10 protein-coding genes, 5 tRNA genes, 4 rRNA genes, 1 pseudogene and 1 riboswitch are annotated in these 21,043 nt (G+C 42.8%); of the genes and pseudogenes, 16 read left to right on the forward strand and 4 right to left on the reverse strand.

The annotated features are described in order from the left end of the window. Positions 1–57: 57 nt before the first annotated feature. Positions 58–2,007 carry a HAMP domain-containing methyl-accepting chemotaxis protein gene (locus PGX00_RS02800; protein WP_272132646.1) on the reverse strand — a complete coding sequence of 650 codons (1,950 nt, stop codon included), beginning with the start codon at positions 2,005–2,007 and terminating at the stop codon, positions 58–60. Between the two features lie 695 nt (positions 2,008–2,702). Here PGX00_RS02800 and lexA point away from each other — a divergent pair. Continuing rightward, positions 2,703–3,326 (forward strand): transcriptional repressor LexA, encoded by a 624-nt coding sequence (lexA, locus tag PGX00_RS02805; RefSeq protein ID WP_272132648.1) that lies wholly within the window; start codon positions 2,703–2,705, stop codon positions 3,324–3,326. Between the two features lie 249 nt (positions 3,327–3,575). Continuing rightward, positions 3,576–4,855, forward strand: a pseudogene (locus tag PGX00_RS02810) (MATE family efflux transporter). A 75-nt stretch (positions 4,856–4,930) separates the two neighbouring features. Here PGX00_RS02810 and sthA read toward each other — a convergent pair. Continuing rightward, positions 4,931–6,331: a Si-specific NAD(P)(+) transhydrogenase gene (sthA, locus tag PGX00_RS02815; RefSeq protein ID WP_272132650.1), complete on the reverse strand. Its 1,401-nt coding sequence runs from the start codon at positions 6,329–6,331 to the stop codon at positions 4,931–4,933. A 223-nt stretch (positions 6,332–6,554) separates the two neighbouring features. On the opposite strand from sthA, the gene fabR reads away from it, so the two are divergent. Together fabR and PGX00_RS02825 are read left to right on the forward strand one after the other, a co-directional pair. After that, positions 6,555–7,178: an HTH-type transcriptional repressor FabR gene (gene fabR, locus PGX00_RS02820; protein WP_272132651.1), complete on the forward strand. Its 624-nt coding sequence runs from the start codon at positions 6,555–6,557 to the stop codon at positions 7,176–7,178. Positions 7,179–7,180: 2 nt separating this feature from the next. Then, on the forward strand, positions 7,181–7,552 hold the full coding sequence (locus PGX00_RS02825; protein ID WP_272132652.1) for a YijD family membrane protein: 372 nt from the start codon (positions 7,181–7,183) through the stop codon (positions 7,550–7,552). 70 nt (positions 7,553–7,622) lie between these two features. On the opposite strand, the gene trmA is transcribed toward PGX00_RS02825, so the two are convergent. Beyond that, a complete protein-coding gene (gene trmA, locus PGX00_RS02830; RefSeq protein ID WP_272132653.1) occupies positions 7,623–8,732 on the reverse strand; it encodes a tRNA (uridine(54)-C5)-methyltransferase TrmA in 1,110 nt (369 codons plus the stop codon). A 130-nt stretch (positions 8,733–8,862) separates the two neighbouring features. After that, positions 8,863–9,090, forward strand: a riboswitch (cobalamin riboswitch). A 34-nt stretch (positions 9,091–9,124) separates the two neighbouring features. Here trmA and PGX00_RS02835 point away from each other — a divergent pair. The 3 genes from PGX00_RS02835 to murI all read left to right on the forward strand — a co-directional run bounded on the left by PGX00_RS02835 (position 9,125) and on the right by murI (position 11,894). Continuing rightward, positions 9,125–10,108: a TonB-dependent receptor plug domain-containing protein gene (locus PGX00_RS02835; protein ID WP_272132654.1), complete on the forward strand. Its 984-nt coding sequence runs from the start codon at positions 9,125–9,127 to the stop codon at positions 10,106–10,108. After that, positions 10,050–10,964, forward strand: a complete 915-nt coding sequence (locus PGX00_RS02840) for a TonB-dependent receptor domain-containing protein (RefSeq protein ID WP_272132655.1) — start codon at positions 10,050–10,052, stop codon at positions 10,962–10,964. The genes PGX00_RS02835 and PGX00_RS02840 overlap by 59 nt, the downstream gene beginning before the upstream one ends. Before the next feature lie 123 nt (positions 10,965–11,087). Beyond that, positions 11,088–11,894, forward strand: coding sequence for a glutamate racemase (gene murI, locus PGX00_RS02845; protein WP_272132656.1), 807 nt, complete (start codon positions 11,088–11,090; stop codon positions 11,892–11,894). On the opposite strand, the gene PGX00_RS02850 is transcribed toward murI, so the two are convergent. Next, complete coding sequence (locus PGX00_RS02850; protein ID WP_272132658.1) at positions 11,863–12,318, reverse strand: RNA recognition motif domain-containing protein; 456 nt, start codon at positions 12,316–12,318, stop codon at positions 11,863–11,865. The two genes, murI and PGX00_RS02850, sit on opposite strands and share 32 nt — an antisense overlap. Before the next feature lie 634 nt (positions 12,319–12,952). Between PGX00_RS02850 and PGX00_RS02855 the strand changes: the two genes are divergently transcribed. The 9 genes from PGX00_RS02855 (at position 12,953) to PGX00_RS02895 (ending at position 20,892) form a co-directional block, all read left to right on the forward strand. Beyond that, a 16S ribosomal RNA gene (locus PGX00_RS02855) occupies positions 12,953–14,504 on the forward strand. 209 nt (positions 14,505–14,713) lie between these two features. Further along, positions 14,714–14,790: transfer RNA gene (locus PGX00_RS02860), tRNA-Ile, on the forward strand. A gap of 38 nt (positions 14,791–14,828) precedes the next feature. Beyond that, a tRNA-Ala gene (locus PGX00_RS02865) sits at positions 14,829–14,904 on the forward strand. A gap of 372 nt (positions 14,905–15,276) precedes the next feature. Further along, a 23S ribosomal RNA gene (locus tag PGX00_RS02870) occupies positions 15,277–18,169 on the forward strand. A gap of 93 nt (positions 18,170–18,262) precedes the next feature. Continuing rightward, positions 18,263–18,378: ribosomal RNA gene (rrf, locus tag PGX00_RS02875) — 5S ribosomal RNA — on the forward strand. A gap of 509 nt (positions 18,379–18,887) precedes the next feature. After that, positions 18,888–20,439: ribosomal RNA gene (locus PGX00_RS02880) — 16S ribosomal RNA — on the forward strand. The 16S, 23S and 5S rRNA genes sit together here with 5 tRNA genes alongside, the layout of an rRNA operon. A 159-nt stretch (positions 20,440–20,598) precedes the next feature. Next, positions 20,599–20,674, forward strand: a tRNA-Glu gene (locus PGX00_RS02885). Between the two features lie 2 nt (positions 20,675–20,676). After that, positions 20,677–20,752: transfer RNA gene (locus PGX00_RS02890), tRNA-Lys, on the forward strand. A 64-nt stretch (positions 20,753–20,816) separates the two neighbouring features. After that, positions 20,817–20,892, forward strand: a tRNA-Val gene (locus tag PGX00_RS02895). Positions 20,893–21,043: the final 151 nt, after the last annotated feature.

Genomic DNA, 21,043 nt, shown 5'->3' on the forward strand with positions numbered 1-21,043 from the left:
CTTACATAGTGAATTGTGAGTGAGAAGATTATTTTCCCTCACTCATCATTCGATAAGTTAGACTCTAAATTGTTCTACCAACCCTTTTAATTGCTCGGCCAACTGCGCAATCTCGCTGCTGGAGCTTCTGGTTTGATTCGCTGCTACTGAGTTTTCCTCGGCTACGCGCTTCACATTGACGACATTTTTATTGATTTCTTCTGCTACAGTGCTTTGTTGCTCTGAAGCACTCGCTATCTGCATATTCATGTCATTTATTATTCCAATCGCTTGAGTTACCGATTCAAGAGCTGCACTCGTATCATTCGCTTGTGCCACACATTTTTCAGCGTAAGATTTACCTTCATTCATGACTTCAACGGTACTTCTGGTTCCTGCTTGAAGTTGCTCAATTATTTGTTGAATTTCTTGGGTTGAATCTTGTGTTCTGCTCGCCAGCGTTCGCACCTCATCTGCAACAACCGCAAATCCTCTGCCGTGTTCACCAGCTCTTGCAGCTTCTATCGCAGCGTTCAAAGCCAATAAGTTAGTTTGGTCTGAAATTTCTCTTATAGCATTGAGTATAGAGCTGATGTTAAGTACTTCACTTTCAACCTCATTCAACTTCTCAGAAGAATGATTTACGCTAGCGGTCAAAGCGTTGATAGCAACTAGTGTACTATCGACAACCTTTCCTCCATTTCGAGCTTCTTGGTCAGCCTGATTAGCGGCATCTGCTGCTCTGGCTGCATTATCAGCAACATCATGGACTGTGGTTGACATCTCATTCATCGCGGTTGCGACTAAATCGGTTTCTATTTCTTGTTGATGTATCCCCTCAGATGTTTGCTCTGTGACAACCGCTAACTCTTCAGAAGCGGACGCTAGTTCGATACTGGCACCCGATATCGTCGATACCATGTTTCTCAAATTAACAGCCGTATTATGAATGGAACCAATCAATAGGCCTGTTTCATCATTGCTAGTTTGAGTCACCTCAACGGTCAAATCTCCTTGAGCCAACTGATTAGCAGCGGTTACCGCTTGCCCAATAGGTCTGGTAATACTTACGGTTAATAAGTACGCGGAGCCAATGCCGAAAGCCACAGCAATAACAGAAAGGATAAGCGTGATCTGTATACTTTGGTCAGTATTTGCTTTTAAGGCAGGGCCAAGCTCATCTTGGTCTTTCATAATGGAAAGCTTTACATTTTCCACTGCATTGGCAACTTGAGGGCCAATTACATCTAAAGTATTGGAAATGATGGTATTGCGCTTAACAATTAAGTCATGAATATCGCTCATAGCCTTGATATAGTCTGTATGAGCTTGTTTAAATTCACCTAATATATCTCTGCGTCCACTATTTTGTAGATTTTTATCTAAGTCTACAATTTCGTTATTCAATTCTGTTTCCATGTTTTTCAGGGCAACTTGAAAATCATTTTCGTTGTTAGATTGAAGAAATTTGACTACAAAAAGACGGCCAGTCAACATTTTGTTCTGAACATGTCCAGCGTGATAAGCCGCATCGCTATCACCATCCTGATAGGCAGACTCGATGATGTCGTTGATGAGAAGAGTCATTTTCTCTCCGCTAGGCACCAATGTCGTGCTATTAATGATATCTCGCTTGTTGACTAGGTCTACAACCTCTTTGAAAGCATTTTGATAGTTCACTATTGCAGTATCAATTTCAGTGACCAAAGTAGCTCTATCAGGCTTTTGAATTTCTTGGTTGGCAATGTTCAAAAATTCTTGCATTTTAGCCACGTAATCACTGTATTCTTGCAAGTCTTTCTCACTTTTAGTGATAAGGTAATCTTTAACGTTCATGCGAACCATGAGCATATTTGCCTGCAACCTGCCAGCTAAGTTAGTGTCTCGGGCGAGCCCACGATAATCCTCAACTCCTTTATCAGCCTTATTCAGGGCTAAAACTGCGATGGCCAACACCACGGACAGAGTTGTCAATACAACGCCAAAACCTAACCCAATTTTAGTACCTAACTTTAAGTCTTTGAACATAACTAACCCTGTTATTGCTTCTATAGTACTAGCGTTATACGCCTTACATTAGAATATTATTTTATAATACAATATAGTAAGATTCGGTTATTTGTCTTGATTATGATCAATGCATCACACATTGACTGAGCCAATGGTTAAATTATAATGGATGAGGTCGGATCAATATTTCTGTTGTTATATTGAGAGGTTTTGAGTCAATTAGAAGCCTTTAACACTTAAGATGCATGAGTTAAGAACTGGTTAATAAAATTGTCTATTTGTAAATTAGAGTGATTTTCAACAATGAAATGAATAAGGTAACATCTTGATATAAAGAGCCTAACCAACATTCAATAGTAATTCACAACGCTTGAAGATTGGGTTTGGGTTAGGTTTAATGTTTACTGTGTTCAAATTCGGTGGGGTGGTCAGTACTTTAATTGGGCGCTACTAGGCCAACAACTCAAACTCACAATTGTCCATCTTCGAGTTGGTGAACTCACTGCTGAGAGAGCTTACCTCTGACTCATCTCTGTTAAAAAACGCGCTAATAATAGAATTTTCGAAAATGTGAATATACAGAGTTTCAACTTACTGGAAAAAGTTTCATTGAAACTATTTCATACAATTGGTCAAAAAATACCACCTTTCCATTGCAAACAGATAGATACTGGATATACTCACAGTTAACTGTATAAAAAAACAGGTGACTTATGAAGCCGTTAACCCCTCGTCAGCAACAAGTCTTAGATTTAATCAGAGACAAAATTGATGATACAGGTATGCCCCCAACACGTGCGGAGATCGCAAGAGAGTTGGGTTTTCGTTCTGCTAATGCAGCAGAAGAACATTTAAAAGCACTCGCTAAAAAACAAGCTATCGAAATCATTCCTGGTGCATCTAGAGGTATTAGAGTATTGCTTCAAAGTGATGCTGCCAACGAGGAGTTGGGTTTGCCTTTGATAGGTCAAGTTGCTGCTGGTGAGCCGATTCTGGCACAAGAGCATGTTGAAGCAAATTATAAAGTAGACCCTTCAATGTTTCGTCCACAAGCTGATTTTTTACTTCGGGTTCATGGCGAAAGTATGAAAGACATCGGAATTATGGATGGCGACTTATTAGCAGTACATAAGACTCAAGATGTGAGAGATGGCCAAGTAGTTGTGGCTCGTGTAGACGATGATGTAACAGTTAAACGTCTGGAAAGAAAAGGAGCAACGGTAGTGCTTCACGCTGAAAATGAAGACTTTTCTCCAATTAAAGTTGATCTAACATCTCAAGATTTAGCGATAGAAGGCATCGCTGTCGGTATTATTCGAAATACCGATTGGATGTAATAGATACTCCCGTCAGTATAAATAACCTTTATCATCTCTTAGTTCACAAGATATGATAAAGGTTGTCAATTGGTTAATCTCCCGAAACAGTTAATACTCATAGAGTTATCTTGGTAATTTTACAACGCAATAAGTGAGTCACTAAGTTACACTTGGAGGCAACTTAGTGAGGTTTCTGTGCTCTACTCTTTTTTATCTACATTTCAAAACAATTCCATCCATAAACAAGTTCTGCTTCTTGCTATTCCAATGGTGCTTTCAAACATCACGGTGCCGTTGTTAGGCTTGGTCGATGCTGCGGTTATCGGTCATTTAGAGCATTCTTGGTATTTAGGTGGTGTTGCTCTGGGTGGTACTTTGATTAGTGTGACGTTCTGGCTATTCGGCTTTTTAAGAATGTCGACAACGGGTCTGACCGCTCAGGCTTTAGGTAGAGATAAAAAAGACCAATTAGTGTTGATATTACTGCAAGGTTTATTCATGGCCTTTACGTTTTCATCTATTTTCCTGCTATTTCACCGAGTGATGATAGATCTCATTTTCACTTTTAGCCAAGCTAGTAGTGAAGTTAAGCATTATGGGGAAGCGTATTTTTCTATTCGTGCATGGAGCGCACCTGCGTCACTTTCAAATTATGTGCTATTAGGCTGGTTACTCGGTACTCAAAATGCTAAAGCGCCAATGTGGATGGTTATAAGTGCTAATGTTACCAATATCACTCTCGATGTTCTTTTTGTGGTTGTCTTCAGTTGGGGTGTTCAGGGGGCTGCTTTTGCTTCTGTCATCGCAGAATATATAAGCCTAATTATTGGACTCAGTTTTGTGCTTCGATCGCGGAAGTCTTTTCAGCTGCCAAATCTAACCTCTATCATTTATAAAAAAACCATAAGCCTGACTAATGGTTTGTCGAAATTTGTCAGGCTTAATAGAGATATATTTTTACGTTCACTTTGTCTACAAGCTGCCTTCAGTTTTATGACTTTTCAAGGTGCTACTTATGGAGATGACATTGTTGCCGCCAATGCCGTATTAATGAGTTTTTTGATGATAATTTCTTATGGTATGGATGGGTTTGCTTATGCGATAGAGGCCATGGTTGGTAAAGCTGTAGGCGCTAAAAATAAAGGGGAACTGAAAGAGTCTATTGCGGCTACTTTTATTTGGTGCTTTATCATTTGTTTCATATTAACGGTGACTTTTTATCTCTTTGGTCACCACTTGATATCTATTATTACAGATATAGAGCAAGTTAGTGACCAAGCGACTTTGTATTTACCTTGGTTGGTAGCGATGCCTTTATGCTCGATGTGGTGCTTTATCCTAGATGGAATATTCATAGGTGCGACAAAAGGTAAAGAGATGCGCAATAGTATGTTCTTGGCTACATGTACTTTTTTCACAGTATTTTACTTGATGGGTCGATTCGATAACCATGCACTGTGGGCAGCGATGATAAGCTTTATGGTTATTCGTGGTGCCAGTTTAGGGGGATATTTCTCTCTCAATGGAAAAGGAATGTTTTTTTGTAGTTTTATTGAAGGTGATAAAACTTTGTTCAGGCCGAAGTGTACAACCTGAACAGAGTTAATGTGAAATGACCACCGTTAGAACAGTCGGTTCAATCCATTAAGAGCGGCGACCCGATATGCCTCGGCCATTGTTGGGTAGTTAAAGGTGGTATTGACGAAATATTCAATGTTATTCGCCTTACCTTTTTGTTCCATTATGGCTTGCCCAATATGGATTATTTCAGCAGCGCGTTCTCCAAAACAGTGAATGCCCAGTATCTCTTTTGTTTCTCTATGGAACAGAATTTTTAAACTGCCAATATCTTTTCCTGCAATCTGAGCTCGTGCTAAGTGTTTAAAGGAAGAGCGACCTACTTCATAGGGAACTTTTGCTGCGGTGAGTTCTTGTTCGGTTTTACCTACTGAACTGATTTCAGGAATGGTATAGATTCCCGTAGGAATATCTTCAATCAAGTGGGTATCTGCCTTTCCTTTAACAATGTTTTGTGCAACAAAGCGACCTTGGTCATAAGCCGCACTCGCTAGGCTAGGGTAACCGATAACGTCACCAACAGCATAGATATGCTCTACCTCGGTTTGATACTTTTTATTAATGCCTAAAGAGCCTCTAGAATCGGGTGTTAACCCAACAGCTTCAAGGTTTAACTTGTCGGTATTTCCTGTTCTACCATTAGCATAAAGTAAGCAATCAGCACGCATTTTTTTGCCAGACTGAAGGTGGATAACTACGCCATCGTCTGTTGCTTCTACTTTTTCGTAAGTCTCATCGTTTCGAATGACTACACCACTATTCCAAAAGTGATAAGAAAGTGCATCGGAAGTCTCATTATCAAGGAATGAAAGCAAGCGGTCACGAGTGTTAATGAGATCTGTTTTTACATCTAAGCCTCTAAATATTGACGCATATTCACACCCAATGACGCCTGCACCGTAAATAATGATATTTCTGGGTGTATGCCCTAAAGATAGTATGGAATCACTGTCATAAACACGAGGGTGATTGAAGTCAACATCTGCTGGCTGATAAGGTCTTGAGCCAGTGGCGATCACAAATTTATCGGCAGTATAGTATTCTAGGCTTCCATCCGGCTGCTGCACTGCCACTTTATTCTTTTCTACAAAATGAGCTTTGCCAAAAATAAGGTCGCATTGATTGCGATCGTAAAAACCTTGGCGTAGGCGAGTTTGTTTATCAATAACGGTTTTAGCATGGCTAAGAATATCGGAGAAAGAAGCGTGGACATTACTACTGTTTCGGCTAAATATCGGGTTACTATTAAACTCGATGATTCGGCTAACTGCGTGCCTTAGTGCTTTCGAAGGAATAGTCCCCCAGTGGGTACATCCTCCCCCAACACTATTTTCCTTTTCAATAATGGCGACATTTAAACCTGCTTTGGTTAAACCCATTGCAGCCCCTTCACCTCCAGGACCACTACCAATTACGATCACATCAAAGTGAGTTTTTCGAGCCATATTGATTTGCCTTCCATGATTTTTATTAACATTGCCGTAGCGAGATTTTAACTTGTTATCACCATAGGTAAATGGTCATCACACTATAGAGTGGTAACGATCACGGACTTATGCAAATCTACTGGATGTTAGTAATGCTTTTACAATGTGTATTTCTCACAGGTTCAAATTCGCGTTATAGTATCTGAACGTTAATAGGCTTTAATGGTAAAAATGACCCCCTATGGGAATTCGTGCACAACAAAAAGAAAAAACACGCCGATCATTAATTGATGCAGCATTCAACCAGCTTAGGGCAGATCGTAGCTTTTCAAATTTAAGTTTAAGAGAGGTCGCAAGAGAAGCTGGTATCGCGCCTACTTCATTTTATCGTCATTTCAAAGATATGGATGAATTAGGATTGACCTTGGTTGATGAAGGTGGCTTACTTCTTAGGCAACTAATGAGACAGGCCAGACAACGAATTGCTAAAGAAGGGAGTGTGATTAGAACCTCAGTAGAAACCTTTATGGAATTTATTGATAGCAGTCCTAACGTATTCAGATTGTTACTACGTGAACGCTCTGGTACTTCGGCAGAATTTAGGGCTGCGGTAGCAAGAGAGATGCAACATTTTGTTGCTGAAATGACAGAATATTTACTAAGTACTGGAATGAATAGAGAAGAAGCATCTATTCAAGCGGAAGCATCTGTAATCTTAGTGTTTAGTTCTGGCGCAGAAGCGTTGGATTTGAACAAAAGTGAGAGAGAAGAGCTGACTGAAAGGTTAGTGATGCAATTAAGAATGACCGCTAAGGGTGCGTATTGGTATAGAAAAGAGCGTGAAAGACAAAATAATAGGATATAGCTATGTCGAATGAATCTAATCAAACAAAAAGTGACTCTGCAAAAAAAACGCTGCTCCTTGCAGTAATAGTAGGGATGTGTAGCAATGCATTATTATCTGCGTTGACGATAACGGAAGTTACTTTCTCAATATTTCCATTGATAGCATTGGCACTTTCAGTGCAGATGCTCTACCAAGATTATCTTAAAAATCCGATTTCGGAAGAATTACCCCTTGTTGGATTAGCTTGTTTCTTTGTTGGCGCATTTGGTTATTCAGCCTTTGTTAAAGCGCAATACCCAGAAGCAGGGTCTAACTTTTTCGCTATTATAGTGACATTGTTGCTTCTATTATGGGTTGGGAAAAAGTTGGGCTTCATTGCCAAAAGTGCGTGAGAACAATCACTCATTTTCAAGTCAAAAAAACGAGCGTAATGCTCGTTTTTTACTATATAGCGCGTGCATTTTATTTTCGTTTTTCCAATAGGACACCTGCCTCCATATGGTGTGTATAAGGGAACTGATCAAATAGAGCGAACCTAGTAATTCTGTGCGTCGTTGATAATATCTCAAGATTTTCTTTAAGTGTCTCGGGGTTACAGGATATATATAAAATCCTTTCGTAACCTTGGACCATTTTACAAGTATCCTGGTCCATTCCAGATCTTGGAGGGTCTACAAAAATGGTATTGCAGTTAAAGTTTTTAAGGTCGATATTAGCTTGTTTTAAACGACGAAATTCTCGCTTTCCTTCCATTGCCTCAGTGAAATCTTCCGCAGACATACGGATAATCTGAACATTATCTATTTTATTCGCTGCAATATTATATTGTGCAGAAATTACCGAAGGCATAGCAAGTTCGGTCGCGAGTACGCGTTCAAAGTTTTGTGCGAGGGCTAACGAAAAATTACCATTTCCGCAATAAAGCTCCAATAAATCGCCATCACTCTCTTTGGTACAATCAACTGCCCACTCCAACATCTTTTGTGCAACTATACCATTTGGTTGAGTAAAGCTATTTTCTACTTGTTGATAAATATAGGTATTATCGTACACGCGGAGCCTTTCTATTACATAATCACGATCGAGCACTATTTTCATTTTTCTAGCGCGTCCGATTATGTTGAGATTGAAGCCTTTCTCATTAAGCAATGTTTTTAATGCTTTGGCTTTTTCAGTCCAACTTTCATCCAACTGACGGTGGTATAGCAAAGAAACTAATAATTCACCGCTTAAAGTAGATAAAAAATCGACTTGAAATAGTTTTCTCCTAAGCGTGTCATTATCTTTTATCGTCTCTAATAGAAGAGGCATTAAGTCGTTAATGGTTTTGCTGGCTGCGGGGAATTGGTCAACTCGATATTTTTCTCGAGTTTCTTGATTAAACATTATGTAGTAGAGCTCGTCGCCTTCATGCCAAACTCGAAATTCAGCTCTCATACGATAATTCTGTTCAGGAGACTCAAAAACTTCTAACTTAGGTACATCATATTCAGCAAACATTTGGCTGAGACGATTCGTCTTCTCTTCAAGCTGTTCGTGGTAGCGATTAGAGTTTATTTCAGGGTTTGCCATAGATATGCCTTTCTCTTTACACAAGGAGCGCAGATTTTATTCAATCATGCGTCGTTGTCCAGTACTGATATGAAATAGTTTCATGTAGAACCGCAATTATTTCCACTAGACAAGAGATATATTGATAATTATTATCAGTTCCCGAGCTGGTCGTGATTTATGCAATAAATCATCTAAATGGGAATCTGGTGCAAATCCAGAACTGACGCGCAGCGGTAAAAGAGAACGAACATCTAAGGTGAAAACCACACACTGCTACATCCTATGATAAGCGGGAAGTGAGATGCTAGGCGACCAATTAATCTATTCTAAGGTCATGCTCCTAAGTCCGAATACCTGCCAGCAAGCTATTGAATCTTCAATTGCTAGGATTTACGCGAATAGGACTCATAATGAACAAATCAATTATAGCAGCCGCAGTGGCATCGCTAGTTTCAGCTCCATCTCTAACTTTTGCTCAATCTTCTTCTGATATTGAAACCGTTGTTGTTACGGCTAACCGTTTTGAACAGCCAATCCAAAATACTATAGCGCCTGTGGAGGTTGTTACTAAAGAAGAAATCGACGCGATGCAAGCCAAGTCTATGGCTGAGGTATTACGAAGGTTGCCGGGTATACAGATTTCGAGTAATGGAGGTTACGGCCAATCGCAAAGTATTTATGTACGCGGATCAGAATCTAACCATGTATTGGTATTAGTTAATGGCGTTCGTATGGGCAGTGCGACTCTGGGTTCATCAGACCTTAGCGCGATTCCACTGACTGGAATTGAACGTATCGAGTATATTAGAGGTTCTCGGGCAGCAGTATATGGTTCAGATGCGGTTGGTGGCGTTATAAATGTAATTACAGAATATCGTGAAGGTGAATCACTAAGTGAAGTCTCTGTGGGGGCCGGTTCGGACCAATACCAAGTGGCTAAAGTCTCTTTTGCTGGTGAGATTTCAAATAATTTATGGGGAAAGTTCGCAGGAAACATCGAACAGTCTGATGGGTTTTCTTCAAGTAGTGAATCTACTCAAAGCGATGACGACGGCTTTAAAAGTAAAGATATAATTGCTGAAATTGGTGGATATGTAAGCACAGAATGGCGATTAAGAGCGAATGTATTTTATCACGATGGAAATGTTGAGTTTGACTACCCTGAAACATCGGAAAAAGATGCTGTTGTTTCTAATTATTCAGCTAGTGCAGAATACTTAGGAGATAGTTTGTATTCTAATCTAACTGCTGCGTTTAATAGCGATAAATCGGAAACGTACAACACTGGTAGTGACGGTGTTTTTCAAACAGATAGAACGGTACTGAACTGGCAGAATGTCTACCAACATAGTGAAGTATACTCGTTTGGGGGGGATAGATTGGTACGAAAATGACATATCTAAGTCGACAGCAACTTATGAGAAAACAAAACAAGATAATCTTGCGTATTATGCAATGGCTTTCTATAACCGAGAGTCTGTTTCCGCTGAGGCAAATGTAAGGTCTGATGATAATGAAGAGTATGGTGTAAATAATACCTGGCAGCTAGGCCTAGGATGGAAGGCAACTAAAGATATCAAGTTAACGGGTAGTGCTGGTACAGCATTCAAAGCCCCTTCTTTTAATGACTTATATTTTCCTTTGCAGTGTTATCCTCCATTTGGTTGTTTTGGTGGTAATGAGGATCTTTTGCCAGAAGAATCAACAAGCGTTGAGTTTGGGATAGAAGGAGCTTTTGATATCGCTGATGTGCGCCTTGCTCTGTTTAAGCAAGAAATTGACAATATGATAGTGTGGGGTAATACACCTGAGAATGTAAATGAAGCGGAAATTAACGGTATTGAATTGACATCAGATTTTACAACTGGATCCTTTGATCACACTTTGATTTTGGAATACTTGGACCCTAAAAATAAGATTACAGGAAAACAGCTACGCCGTAGAGCAAAACACGTTGTTAAGTGGAATATCAGTTATTTTGCGGAAAATTGGCAAGGAGATTTAAGTTACCTTTACCAAGGAAAACGTTATGAAGATAGCGATAACCTTGAAGAATTAGCTGCTTATTCATTAGTAGACTTAGCTGCAAGCTATTTTGTTACGGATTCTCTAACGCTAAAAGCCCGCGTGGCAAATATTTTCGATGAAGATTATGTATTGTCAGAAAGTCTTAATAGTACAGATGGGGAATATTACCCATTTAATACTCAAGGTCGTAGTTACTATGTTACAGCAAATTACCAGTTCTAAGGGTGAGTGATTAAGCCAATTAAAATGAAAGACAAAACCGCTGTATGGCGGTTTTGTCTTTCATACTTGTAACCATCATCGGCACGAGTATTATTAACGGAATGCTTAACGAACAGTAATTGTATGAATCACAATATACCTCCAACTATACTCATCTTCGACTCGGGCGTTGGTGGGTTATCTGTCTTTTACGAAATTCAAAAAGTATTGCCTCATGCAAATTACATTTATGTATTTGATGATATGGGTTACCCCTATGGCGAACTTGCTCCAGACATACTCATCGAAAGAGTGAATGAGATGCTGCGCTATGTTGTTGATCTGCATCGCGTCGATATCGTTGTTATTGGGTGTAATACTGCAAGTACTATAGTGTTACCGTCTTTACGTGAATTTTTATCCGTACCGGTCGTTGGTGTTGTACCTGCTATAAAGCCCGCTTCTCTCATTTCAAACACTGCAGTAGGTCTTATTGCTACGCCTGCAACGGTAAAGAGAGAGTACACACATAATCTGATTAGGGATTATTTGCTTGATGTTCCTATTAAGTTATTGGGTACAACAGAACTTGTCGATATGGCGGAAAATAAATTAAAAGGAAAGCCTGTCTGTTTAGTGTCATTGCAGCGTGTATTACAGCCGTTGATCGGAAAAATTGATGTAGCGGTTCTTGGCTGCACACACTTCCCATTGCTAAGAAATGAAATAAAGCATGTATTCGGTAATGAAATACGAATTATTGATTCAGGGGAGGCGATAGCAAGAAGAGTACAATCGCTAATTAACAATAGTTATATAGCGCGGGCGAAAAATAATAACCGGAAGTGCATTGCTTACAATAGTGCTCCTACGATTGAAGGAGCACTAAATATAACGTTTAAAAAAATGGGTTTTGAAGCTATTGAGAGGATTCCGACTCAGGATGTTTAGGATCATTAGCAATTCGTACCTTCAAAGTACGCTGCATATAATCGTGATCGTTTAACGCTGAAATAACATTATCAACATCATTACTCCCAACAACAACAAAGCCAAAGCCACGTCGTTTACCTGTGCGCTTGTCCTTCATGAGACGAACAGCAAATACCTCACCATGTTCAGAAAATACTTGTCGTACATTGGTTTCATTTGCTTTATATGGAAGATTGCCAACATACAGTGTTGTTGTAGATGGTTTATCTTTCGGTGCTGCAGTAGCAGAAGAAGAGGTAGAACAAGAAAAGTTAAGTACAAATGCTGATGCGACTACACCAATTACAAAAGATATAGCGGGATCAACTGTTAATTGAGAAAATATAGCTGCGCCAAGTACAGCGAGAGCGATTATTAAAAAGAAAAATTTTTTAGAATTCATATCAGAATACAACGTCTAGTAGATAAAAAAATGAAATATATAGCTAATAAAATATAGCTACATGAATACTACGGGTAACTTTGATTAATTTCCAACCTATTGATGTGACTCTGCTCAAATGTTGAAATTTTATTCAATAAATATCGTATTGAGTGTTTTTTCAGCATACAGAAAAATAATTTAAAAAAGAACTTGCCAGAAATAAAAACCTCCCTATAATGCGCCCTCACCAACACCGAGTGCGGCAACAAAAGCACAGTGAAAAATGGTGATGAGAAAAGGATCCAAAAAGATCTTGACTCATGAAAACGGAAGCGTACAATACGCATCCCTAACTGATTGGAACTGATAAAGATTCATTAGTTAGAAGGCTCTTTAACAATTTAAACCTATATCAATCTGTGTGGGCACTCGTTGATGACAATCGACAATGATTCTCTGCTTTCGGGCAAGAAATCAAAAATCGGTTTCAATGAACTGAGTGACCTAATTTGATGCTTTCGAGTGTCGAACACAGTTATTTAAATACCATTCTGTTGGAATGGTATGAACTTTAAAGAACACTTTACTATTTGGCTTTGGCTAAAAAGTAAAAGGCAATTTAAAGTCAGTATTCATTGAGCCAAAAAAACTTAAATTGAAGAGTTTGATCATGGCTCAGATTGAACGCTGGCGGCAGGCTTAACACATGCAAGTCGAGCGGAAACGATACTAACAATCCTTCGGGTGCGTTATTAGGCGTCGAGCGGCGGACGGGTGAGTAATGCTTAGGAATTTGCCCAGTTGAGGGGGATAACTATTGGAAACGATAGCTAATACCGCATACGCCCTACGGGGGAAAGGAGGGGACCTTCGGGCCTTCCGCGATTGGATAAGCCTAAGTGAGATTAGCTAGTTGGTGGGGTAATGGCTCACCAAGGCGACGATCTCTAGCTGGTCTGAGAGGATGATCAGCCACACTGGAACTGAGACACGGTCCAGACTCCTACGGGAGGCAGCAGTGGGGAATATTGCACAATGGGCGAAAGCCTGATGCAGCCATGCCGCGTGTATGAAGAAGGCCTTCGGGTTGTAAAGTACTTTCAGTAGTGAGGAAGGCAGCAAGCTTAATACGTTTGTTGTTTGACGTTAGCTACAGAAGAAGCACCGGCTAACTCCGTGCCAGCAGCCGCGGTAATACGGAGGGTGCGAGCGTTAATCGGAATTACTGGGCGTAAAGCGCATGCAGGTGGTTTGTTAAGTCAGATGTGAAAGCCCGGGGCTCAACCCCGGAAGGTCATTTGAAACTGGCAAACTAGAGTACTGTAGAGGGGGTAGAATTTCAGGTGTAGCGGTGAAATGCGTAGAGATCTGAAGGAATACCAGTGGCGAAGGCGGCCCCCTGGACAGATACTGACACTCAGATGCGAAAGCGTGGGGAGCAAACAGGATTAGATACCCTGGTAGTCCACGCCGTAAACGATGTCTACTTGGAGGTTGTGGCCTTGAGCCGTGGCTTTCGGAGCTAACGCGTTAAGTAGACCGCCTGGGGAGTACGGTCGCAAGATTAAAACTCAAATGAATTGACGGGGGCCCGCACAAGCGGTGGAGCATGTGGTTTAATTCGATGCAACGCGAAGAACCTTACCTACTCTTGACATCCAGAGAATTTGCTAGAGATAGCTTAGTGCCTTCGGGAGCTCTGAGACAGGTGCTGCATGGCTGTCGTCAGCTCGTGTTGTGAAATGTTGGGTTAAGTCCCGCAACGAGCGCAACCCTTATCCTTAATTGCCAGCGAGTTATGTCGGGAACTTTGGGGAGACTGCCGGTGATAAACCGGAGGAAGGTGGGGACGACGTCAAGTCATCATGGCCCTTACGAGTAGGGCTACACACGTGCTACAATGGCGCATACAGAGGGCAGCCAACTAGCAATAGTGAGCGAATCCCAAAAAGTGCGTCGTAGTCCGGATTGGAGTCTGCAACTCGACTCCATGAAGTCGGAATCGCTAGTAATCGTGGATCAGAATGCCACGGTGAATACGTTCCCGGGCCTTGTACACACCGCCCGTCACACCATGGGAGTGGGCTGCAAAAGAAGTAGGTAGTTTAACCTTCGGGGGGACGCTTACCACTTTGTGGTTCATGACTGGGGTGAAGTCGTAACAAGGTAGCCCTAGGGGAACCTGGGGCTGGATCACCTCCTTAAACGATAGATTGCTTGATGAGTGTCCACACAGATTGATTAGGTTTAGAAAGTAAAGAGATGATAGCTCAGAAATATCTTCTGTTATAACGAAGAGATTTTAGTTTGAATCAAGGCGTGCCATTAACGAATGAAGGCGCATACATAAGTATGTAACTGAATGAGGATAAGCAGCACAACGACGAATCAAGCTGAAAGATCAAGTTAGAATGGGTCTGTAGCTCAGCTGGTTAGAGCGCTCGCCTGATAAGCGGGAGGTCGGTGGTTCAAGTCCACTCAGACCCACCAAATTAACTATGAGTTATCAATAGAAACACCCAACTGATGGGGTTATAGCTCAGCTGGGAGAGCGCCTGCCTTGCACGCAGGAGGTCTGCGGTTCGATCCCGCATAGCTCCACCATCTTTAAGTGTTTTTACTCTGCACAGAGAAAAGAATATTTAAAAATGGTTTTGGCTTATTTTTATAAGTATGAAATCTTTGCTCTTTAACAATTTGGAAAGCTGACTGATAAATAATTGATTATTATTTGTCAAAATAAAAGTTCTCAAATCCTATTGGCTTCTTTTTAGAAAGAAATTGATAGGTACTTGTTATTACTTCGGTAATAACAAACCAACACACATTCAAGTGTTCTTGGAAACAACTAACTTCGGTTAGATTGTTTAATATTTGAGTCCGGCAAAATCGAAAATGTTGTCTCGCTCATAATAAAGAGACAACGATTTATAACCTTGGTTGTTTGCCATACATAAAGACCCTTTGGGGTTGTATGGTTAAGTGACTAAGCGTACACGGTGGATGCCTTGGCAGTCAGAGGCGATGAAGGACGTATTAACTTGCGATAAGCGTAGATAAGGCAGTAAAAGCCACTTGAGTCTACGATTTCCGAATGGGGAAACCCACTAGCATAAGCTAGTATTATTAACTGAATACATAGGTTAATAAGGCAAACCCGGGGAACTGAAACATCTAAGTACCCGGAGGAGTAGAAATCAACCGAGATTCCGAAAGTAGCGGCGAGCGAAATTGGATTAGCCCTTAAGCTTTTAATGATGCAGGTGAAGATTCTGGAAAGTATCGCGATACAGGGTGATAGCCCCGTAACCGACACATCATTTTAAGTGAAAACGAGTAAGGCGGGACACGTGATATCCTGTTTGAATATGGGGGGACCATCCTCCAAGGCTAAATACTACTGACTGACCGATAGTGAACCAGTACCGTGAGGGAAAGGCGAAAAGAACCCCTGTGAGGGGAGTGAAATAGAACCTGAAACCGTGTACGTACAAGCAGTAGGAGCAGGCATTGCGTCCTGTGACTGCGTACCTTTTGTATAATGGGTCAGCGACTTATATTTAGTAGCAAGGTTAACCGTATAGGGGAGCCGTAGGGAAACCGAGTCTTAACTGGGCGTCGAGTTGCTAGGTATAGACCCGAAACCAGGTGATCTAGCCATGGGCAGGTTGAAGGTTGAGTAACATCAACTGGAGGACCGAACCGACTAATGTTGAAAAATTAGCGGATGACTTGTGGCTAGGGGTGAAAGGCCAATCAAACCTGGAGATAGCTGGTTCTCCCCGAAAGCTATTTAGGTAGCGCCTCGGACGAATACTACTGGGGGTAGAGCACTGTTAAGGCTAGGGGGTCATCCCGACTTACCAACCCTTTGCAAACTCCGAATACCAGTAAGTACTATCCGGGAGACACACGGCGGGTGCTAACGTCCGTCGTGGAGAGGGAAACAACCCAGACCGCCAGCTAAGGTCCCAAAGTATAGCTAAGTGGGAAACGATGTGGGAAGGCTCAGACAGCCAGGATGTTGGCTTAGAAGCAGCCATCATTTAAAGAAAGCGTAATAGCTCACTGGTCGAGTCGGCCTGCGCGGAAGATGTAACGGGGCTAAGCTATACACCGAAGCTGCGGCAACATAATTTATTATGTTGGGTAGGGGAGCGTTCTGTAAGCCGTTGAAGGTGAACTGTAAGGTTTGCTGGAGGTATCAGAAGTGCGAATGCTGACATGAGTAACGATAATGGGGGTGAAAAACCCCCACGCCGGAAGACCAAGGGTTCCTGTCCAACGTTAATCGGGGCAGGGTAAGTCGACCCCTAAGGCGAGGCCGAAAGGCGTAGTCGATGGGAAACGGGTTAATATTCCCGTACTTCTTATAATTGCGATGGGGGGACGGAGAAGGCTAGGTGAGCCTGGCGATGGTTGTCCAGGTTCAAGGGTGTAGGCTAATTTCTTAGGTAAATCCGGGAAATTGTTAGGCTGAGACCCGATGTCGAGCCACTACGGTGGTGAAGTCATTGATGCCATGCTTCCAGGAAAAGCCTCTAAGCTTCAGATTATAAGAAATCGTACCCCAAACCGACACAGGTGGTCGGGTAGAGAATACCAAGGCGCTTGAGAGAACTCGGGTGAAGGAACTAGGCAAAATGGTACCGTAACTTCGGGAGAAGGTACGCTCTTGACGGTGAAATCCCTAGCGGATGGAGCTATCGGGAGTCGCAGATACCAGGTGGCTGCAACTGTTTATTAAAAACACAGCACTGTGCAAAATCGTAAGATGACGTATACGGTGTGACGCCTGCCCGGTGCCGGAAGGTTAATTGATGGGGTTAGTCTTAGGACGAAGCTCTTGATCGAAGCCCCGGTAAACGGCGGCCGTAACTATAACGGTCCTAAGGTAGCGAAATTCCTTGTCGGGTAAGTTCCGACCTGCACGAATGGCGTAATGATGGCCACGCTGTCTCCACCCGAGACTCAGTGAAATTGAAATCGCTGTGAAGATGCAGTGTACCCGCGGCTAGACGGAAAGACCCCGTGAACCTTTACTACAGCTTGGCACTGAACATTGACCCTACATGTGTAGGATAGGTGGGAGACTTTGAAACTTCGTCGCTAGATGGAGTGGAGTCGACCTTGAAATACCACCCTTGTATGCTTGATGTTCTAACTTAGCCCCATAATCTGGGGTGAGGACAGTGCCTGGTGGGTAGTTTGACTGGGGCGGTCTCCTCCCAAAGAGTAACGGAGGAGCACGAAGGTGGGCTAAACACGGTTGGACATCGTGTGGTTAGTGCAATGGCATAAGCCCGCTTGACTGCGAGAATGACAATTCGAGCAGGTGCGAAAGCAGGTCATAGTGATCCGGTGGTTCTGAATGGAAGGGCCATCGCTCAACGGATAAAAGGTACTCCGGGGATAACAGGCTGATACCGCCCAAGAGTTCATATCGACGGCGGTGTTTGGCACCTCGATGTCGGCTCATCACATCCTGGGGCTGAAGTCGGTCCCAAGGGTATGGCTGTTCGCCATTTAAAGTGGTACGCGAGCTGGGTTTAGAACGTCGTGAGACAGTTCGGTCCCTATCTGCCGTGGGCGTTGGAAGATTGAAGGGGGCTGCTCCTAGTACGAGAGGACCGGAGTGGACGAACCTCTGGTGTTCGGGTTGTCATGCCAATGGCATTGCCCGGTAGCTAAGTTCGGAATCGATAAGCGCTGAAAGCATCTAAGCGCGAAGCGAGCCCTGAGATGAGTCTTCCCTGGCACTTTAAGTGTCCTAAAGGGTTGTTCGAGACTAGAACGTTGATAGGCAGGGTGTGTAAGCGTTGTGAGGCGTTGAGCTAACCTGTACTAATTGCCCGTGAGGCTTAACCATACAACACCCAAGGGGTTTTGTGGACTCAATGAAAGAACATTGAATGTGTGAAGAATTTATATTTTTGTTGGCTTTTCGAATTTTAAGATTTTGCTTGGCGACCATAGCATTGTGGACCCACCTGATTCCATGCCGAACTCAGAAGTGAAACGCAATAGCGCCGATGGTAGTGTGGGGTTTCCCCATGTGAGAGTAGGACATCGCCAGGCTTTATTAAGTTTTTAGGTTTACTGACCTGAAGACAAAAACTAATTAAAGCAACTTATAAGACTTTAATTAGGGTAAATAAACTTGCCCGTATTTATGCGGGCATTTATTTCGCTCAGAAACTGAGTGAAGTCAATATACTGTTTTTGATGAATAAAATGAGAATAGTATCTTGACTTAATGGTCAGGAAGCGTAGAATACGCATCCCTAACTGATTGGAACTGATAAAGATTCATTGGTTAGAACGCTCTTTAACAATTTAAACCTATATCAATCTGTGTGGGCACTCGTTGATGACAATCGACAATGATTCTCTGCTTTCGGGCAAGAAATCAAAAATCGGTTTCAATGAACTGAGTGACCTAATTTGATGTCTTCGGATATCGAACACAGTTATTTAAATATCATTCTGTTGGAATGGTATGAACTTTAAAGAACACTTTACTGTTTAGCTTTGGCTAAGAAGTAAAAGGCAATTTAAAGTCAGTATTCATTGAGCCAAAAAAACTTAAATTGAAGAGTTTGATCATGGCTCAGATTGAACGCTGGCGGCAGGCTTAACACATGCAAGTCGAGCGGAAACGATACTAACAATCCTTCGGGTGCGTTATTAGGCGTCGAGCGGCGGACGGGTGAGTAATGCTTAGGAATTTGCCCAGTTGAGGGGGATAACTATTGGAAACGATAGCTAATACCGCATACGCCCTACGGGGGAAAGGAGGGGACCTTCGGGCCTTCCGCGATTGGATAAGCCTAAGTGAGATTAGCTAGTTGGTGGGGTAATGGCTCACCAAGGCGACGATCTCTAGCTGGTCTGAGAGGATGATCAGCCACACTGGAACTGAGACACGGTCCAGACTCCTACGGGAGGCAGCAGTGGGGAATATTGCACAATGGGCGAAAGCCTGATGCAGCCATGCCGCGTGTATGAAGAAGGCCTTCGGGTTGTAAAGTACTTTCAGTAGTGAGGAAGGCAGCAAGCTTAATACGTTTGTTGTTTGACGTTAGCTACAGAAGAAGCACCGGCTAACTCCGTGCCAGCAGCCGCGGTAATACGGAGGGTGCGAGCGTTAATCGGAATTACTGGGCGTAAAGCGCATGCAGGTGGTTTGTTAAGTCAGATGTGAAAGCCCGGGGCTCAACCCCGGAAGGTCATTTGAAACTGGCAAACTAGAGTACTGTAGAGGGGGTAGAATTTCAGGTGTAGCGGTGAAATGCGTAGAGATCTGAAGGAATACCAGTGGCGAAGGCGGCCCCCTGGACAGATACTGACACTCAGATGCGAAAGCGTGGGGAGCAAACAGGATTAGATACCCTGGTAGTCCACGCCGTAAACGATGTCTACTTGGAGGTTGTGGCCTTGAGCCGTGGCTTTCGGAGCTAACGCGTTAAGTAGACCGCCTGGGGAGTACGGTCGCAAGATTAAAACTCAAATGAATTGACGGGGGCCCGCACAAGCGGTGGAGCATGTGGTTTAATTCGATGCAACGCGAAGAACCTTACCTACTCTTGACATCCAGAGAATTTGCTAGAGATAGCTTAGTGCCTTCGGGAGCTCTGAGACAGGTGCTGCATGGCTGTCGTCAGCTCGTGTTGTGAAATGTTGGGTTAAGTCCCGCAACGAGCGCAACCCTTATCCTTAATTGCCAGCGAGTTATGTCGGGAACTTTGGGGAGACTGCCGGTGATAAACCGGAGGAAGGTGGGGACGACGTCAAGTCATCATGGCCCTTACGAGTAGGGCTACACACGTGCTACAATGGCGCATACAGAGGGCAGCCAACTAGCAATAGTGAGCGAATCCCAAAAAGTGCGTCGTAGTCCGGATTGGAGTCTGCAACTCGACTCCATGAAGTCGGAATCGCTAGTAATCGTGGATCAGAATGCCACGGTGAATACGTTCCCGGGCCTTGTACACACCGCCCGTCACACCATGGGAGTGGGCTGCAAAAGAAGTAGGTAGTTTAACCTTCGGGGGGACGCTTACCACTTTGTGGTTCATGACTGGGGTGAAGTCGTAACAAGGTAGCCCTAGGGGAACCTGGGGCTGGATCACCTCCTTAAACGATAGATTGCTTGATGAGTGTCCACACAGATTGATTAGGTTTAGAAAGTAAAGAGAGCCTTTTGTTTTCACTTTTTGATAAGTGAAGATGAAAGAAATGTACCTGCTTAATTGCGGGTGCGCGTGTGAAAGTGCCCAACACTTTTATACAACCTGTGTCCCGTTCGTCTAGAGGCCTAGGACACCGCCCTTTCACGGCGGTAACAGGGGTTCGACTCCCCTACGGGATACCATTGGGTCGTTAGCTCAGCTGGTAGAGCAGTTGACTTTTAATCAATTGGTCGCAGGTTCGAATCCTGCACGACCCACCATTCTTTCCCACGAAGGAATTAAAACCGTTTCGTTTTCACGTTGAAAAGTGAAAGCAAACAACGTGGGCGATTAGCTCAGTTGGGAGAGCACCTCCCTTACAAGGAGGGGGTCACTGGTTCGAGCCCGGTATCGCCCACCATTCTCTAAGTATTTTTGGTGTTATAAGCAAACCAATGGTTATTAATTATTGGTTTATTGTTGTCCCTGAAAGTCTTTAGAAAATGTGATTGGCTTATTTCTATAAGCATGAAACATTTTGCTCTTTAACAATTTGGAAAGCTGACTGACAA

This window comes from Vibrio algarum (assembly GCF_028204155.1).
Lineage (GTDB): Bacteria > Pseudomonadota > Gammaproteobacteria > Enterobacterales > Vibrionaceae > Vibrio > Vibrio algarum.

Excerpts from the sequence above, each read along its gene's own strand:
- PGX00_RS02800 (WP_272132646.1), bottom strand. The coding sequence starts at position 2,007 with ATGTTCAAAGACTTAAAGTTAGGTACTAAAATTGGGTTAGGTTTTGGC.
- lexA (WP_272132648.1), top strand. The coding sequence starts at position 2,703 with ATGAAGCCGTTAACCCCTCGTCAGCAACAAGTCTTAGATTTAATCAGA.
- sthA (WP_272132650.1), bottom strand. The coding sequence starts at position 6,331 with ATGGCTCGAAAAACTCACTTTGATGTGATCGTAATTGGTAGTGGTCCT.
- fabR (WP_272132651.1), top strand. The coding sequence starts at position 6,555 with ATGGGAATTCGTGCACAACAAAAAGAAAAAACACGCCGATCATTAATT.
- PGX00_RS02825 (WP_272132652.1), top strand. The coding sequence starts at position 7,181 with ATGTCGAATGAATCTAATCAAACAAAAAGTGACTCTGCAAAAAAAACG.
- trmA (WP_272132653.1), bottom strand. The coding sequence starts at position 8,732 with ATGGCAAACCCTGAAATAAACTCTAATCGCTACCACGAACAGCTTGAA.
- PGX00_RS02835 (WP_272132654.1), top strand. The coding sequence starts at position 9,125 with ATGAACAAATCAATTATAGCAGCCGCAGTGGCATCGCTAGTTTCAGCT.
- PGX00_RS02840 (WP_272132655.1), top strand. The coding sequence starts at position 10,050 with ATGTCTACCAACATAGTGAAGTATACTCGTTTGGGGGGGATAGATTGG.
- murI (WP_272132656.1), top strand. The coding sequence starts at position 11,088 with ATGAATCACAATATACCTCCAACTATACTCATCTTCGACTCGGGCGTT.
- PGX00_RS02850 (WP_272132658.1), bottom strand. The coding sequence starts at position 12,318 with ATGAATTCTAAAAAATTTTTCTTTTTAATAATCGCTCTCGCTGTACTT.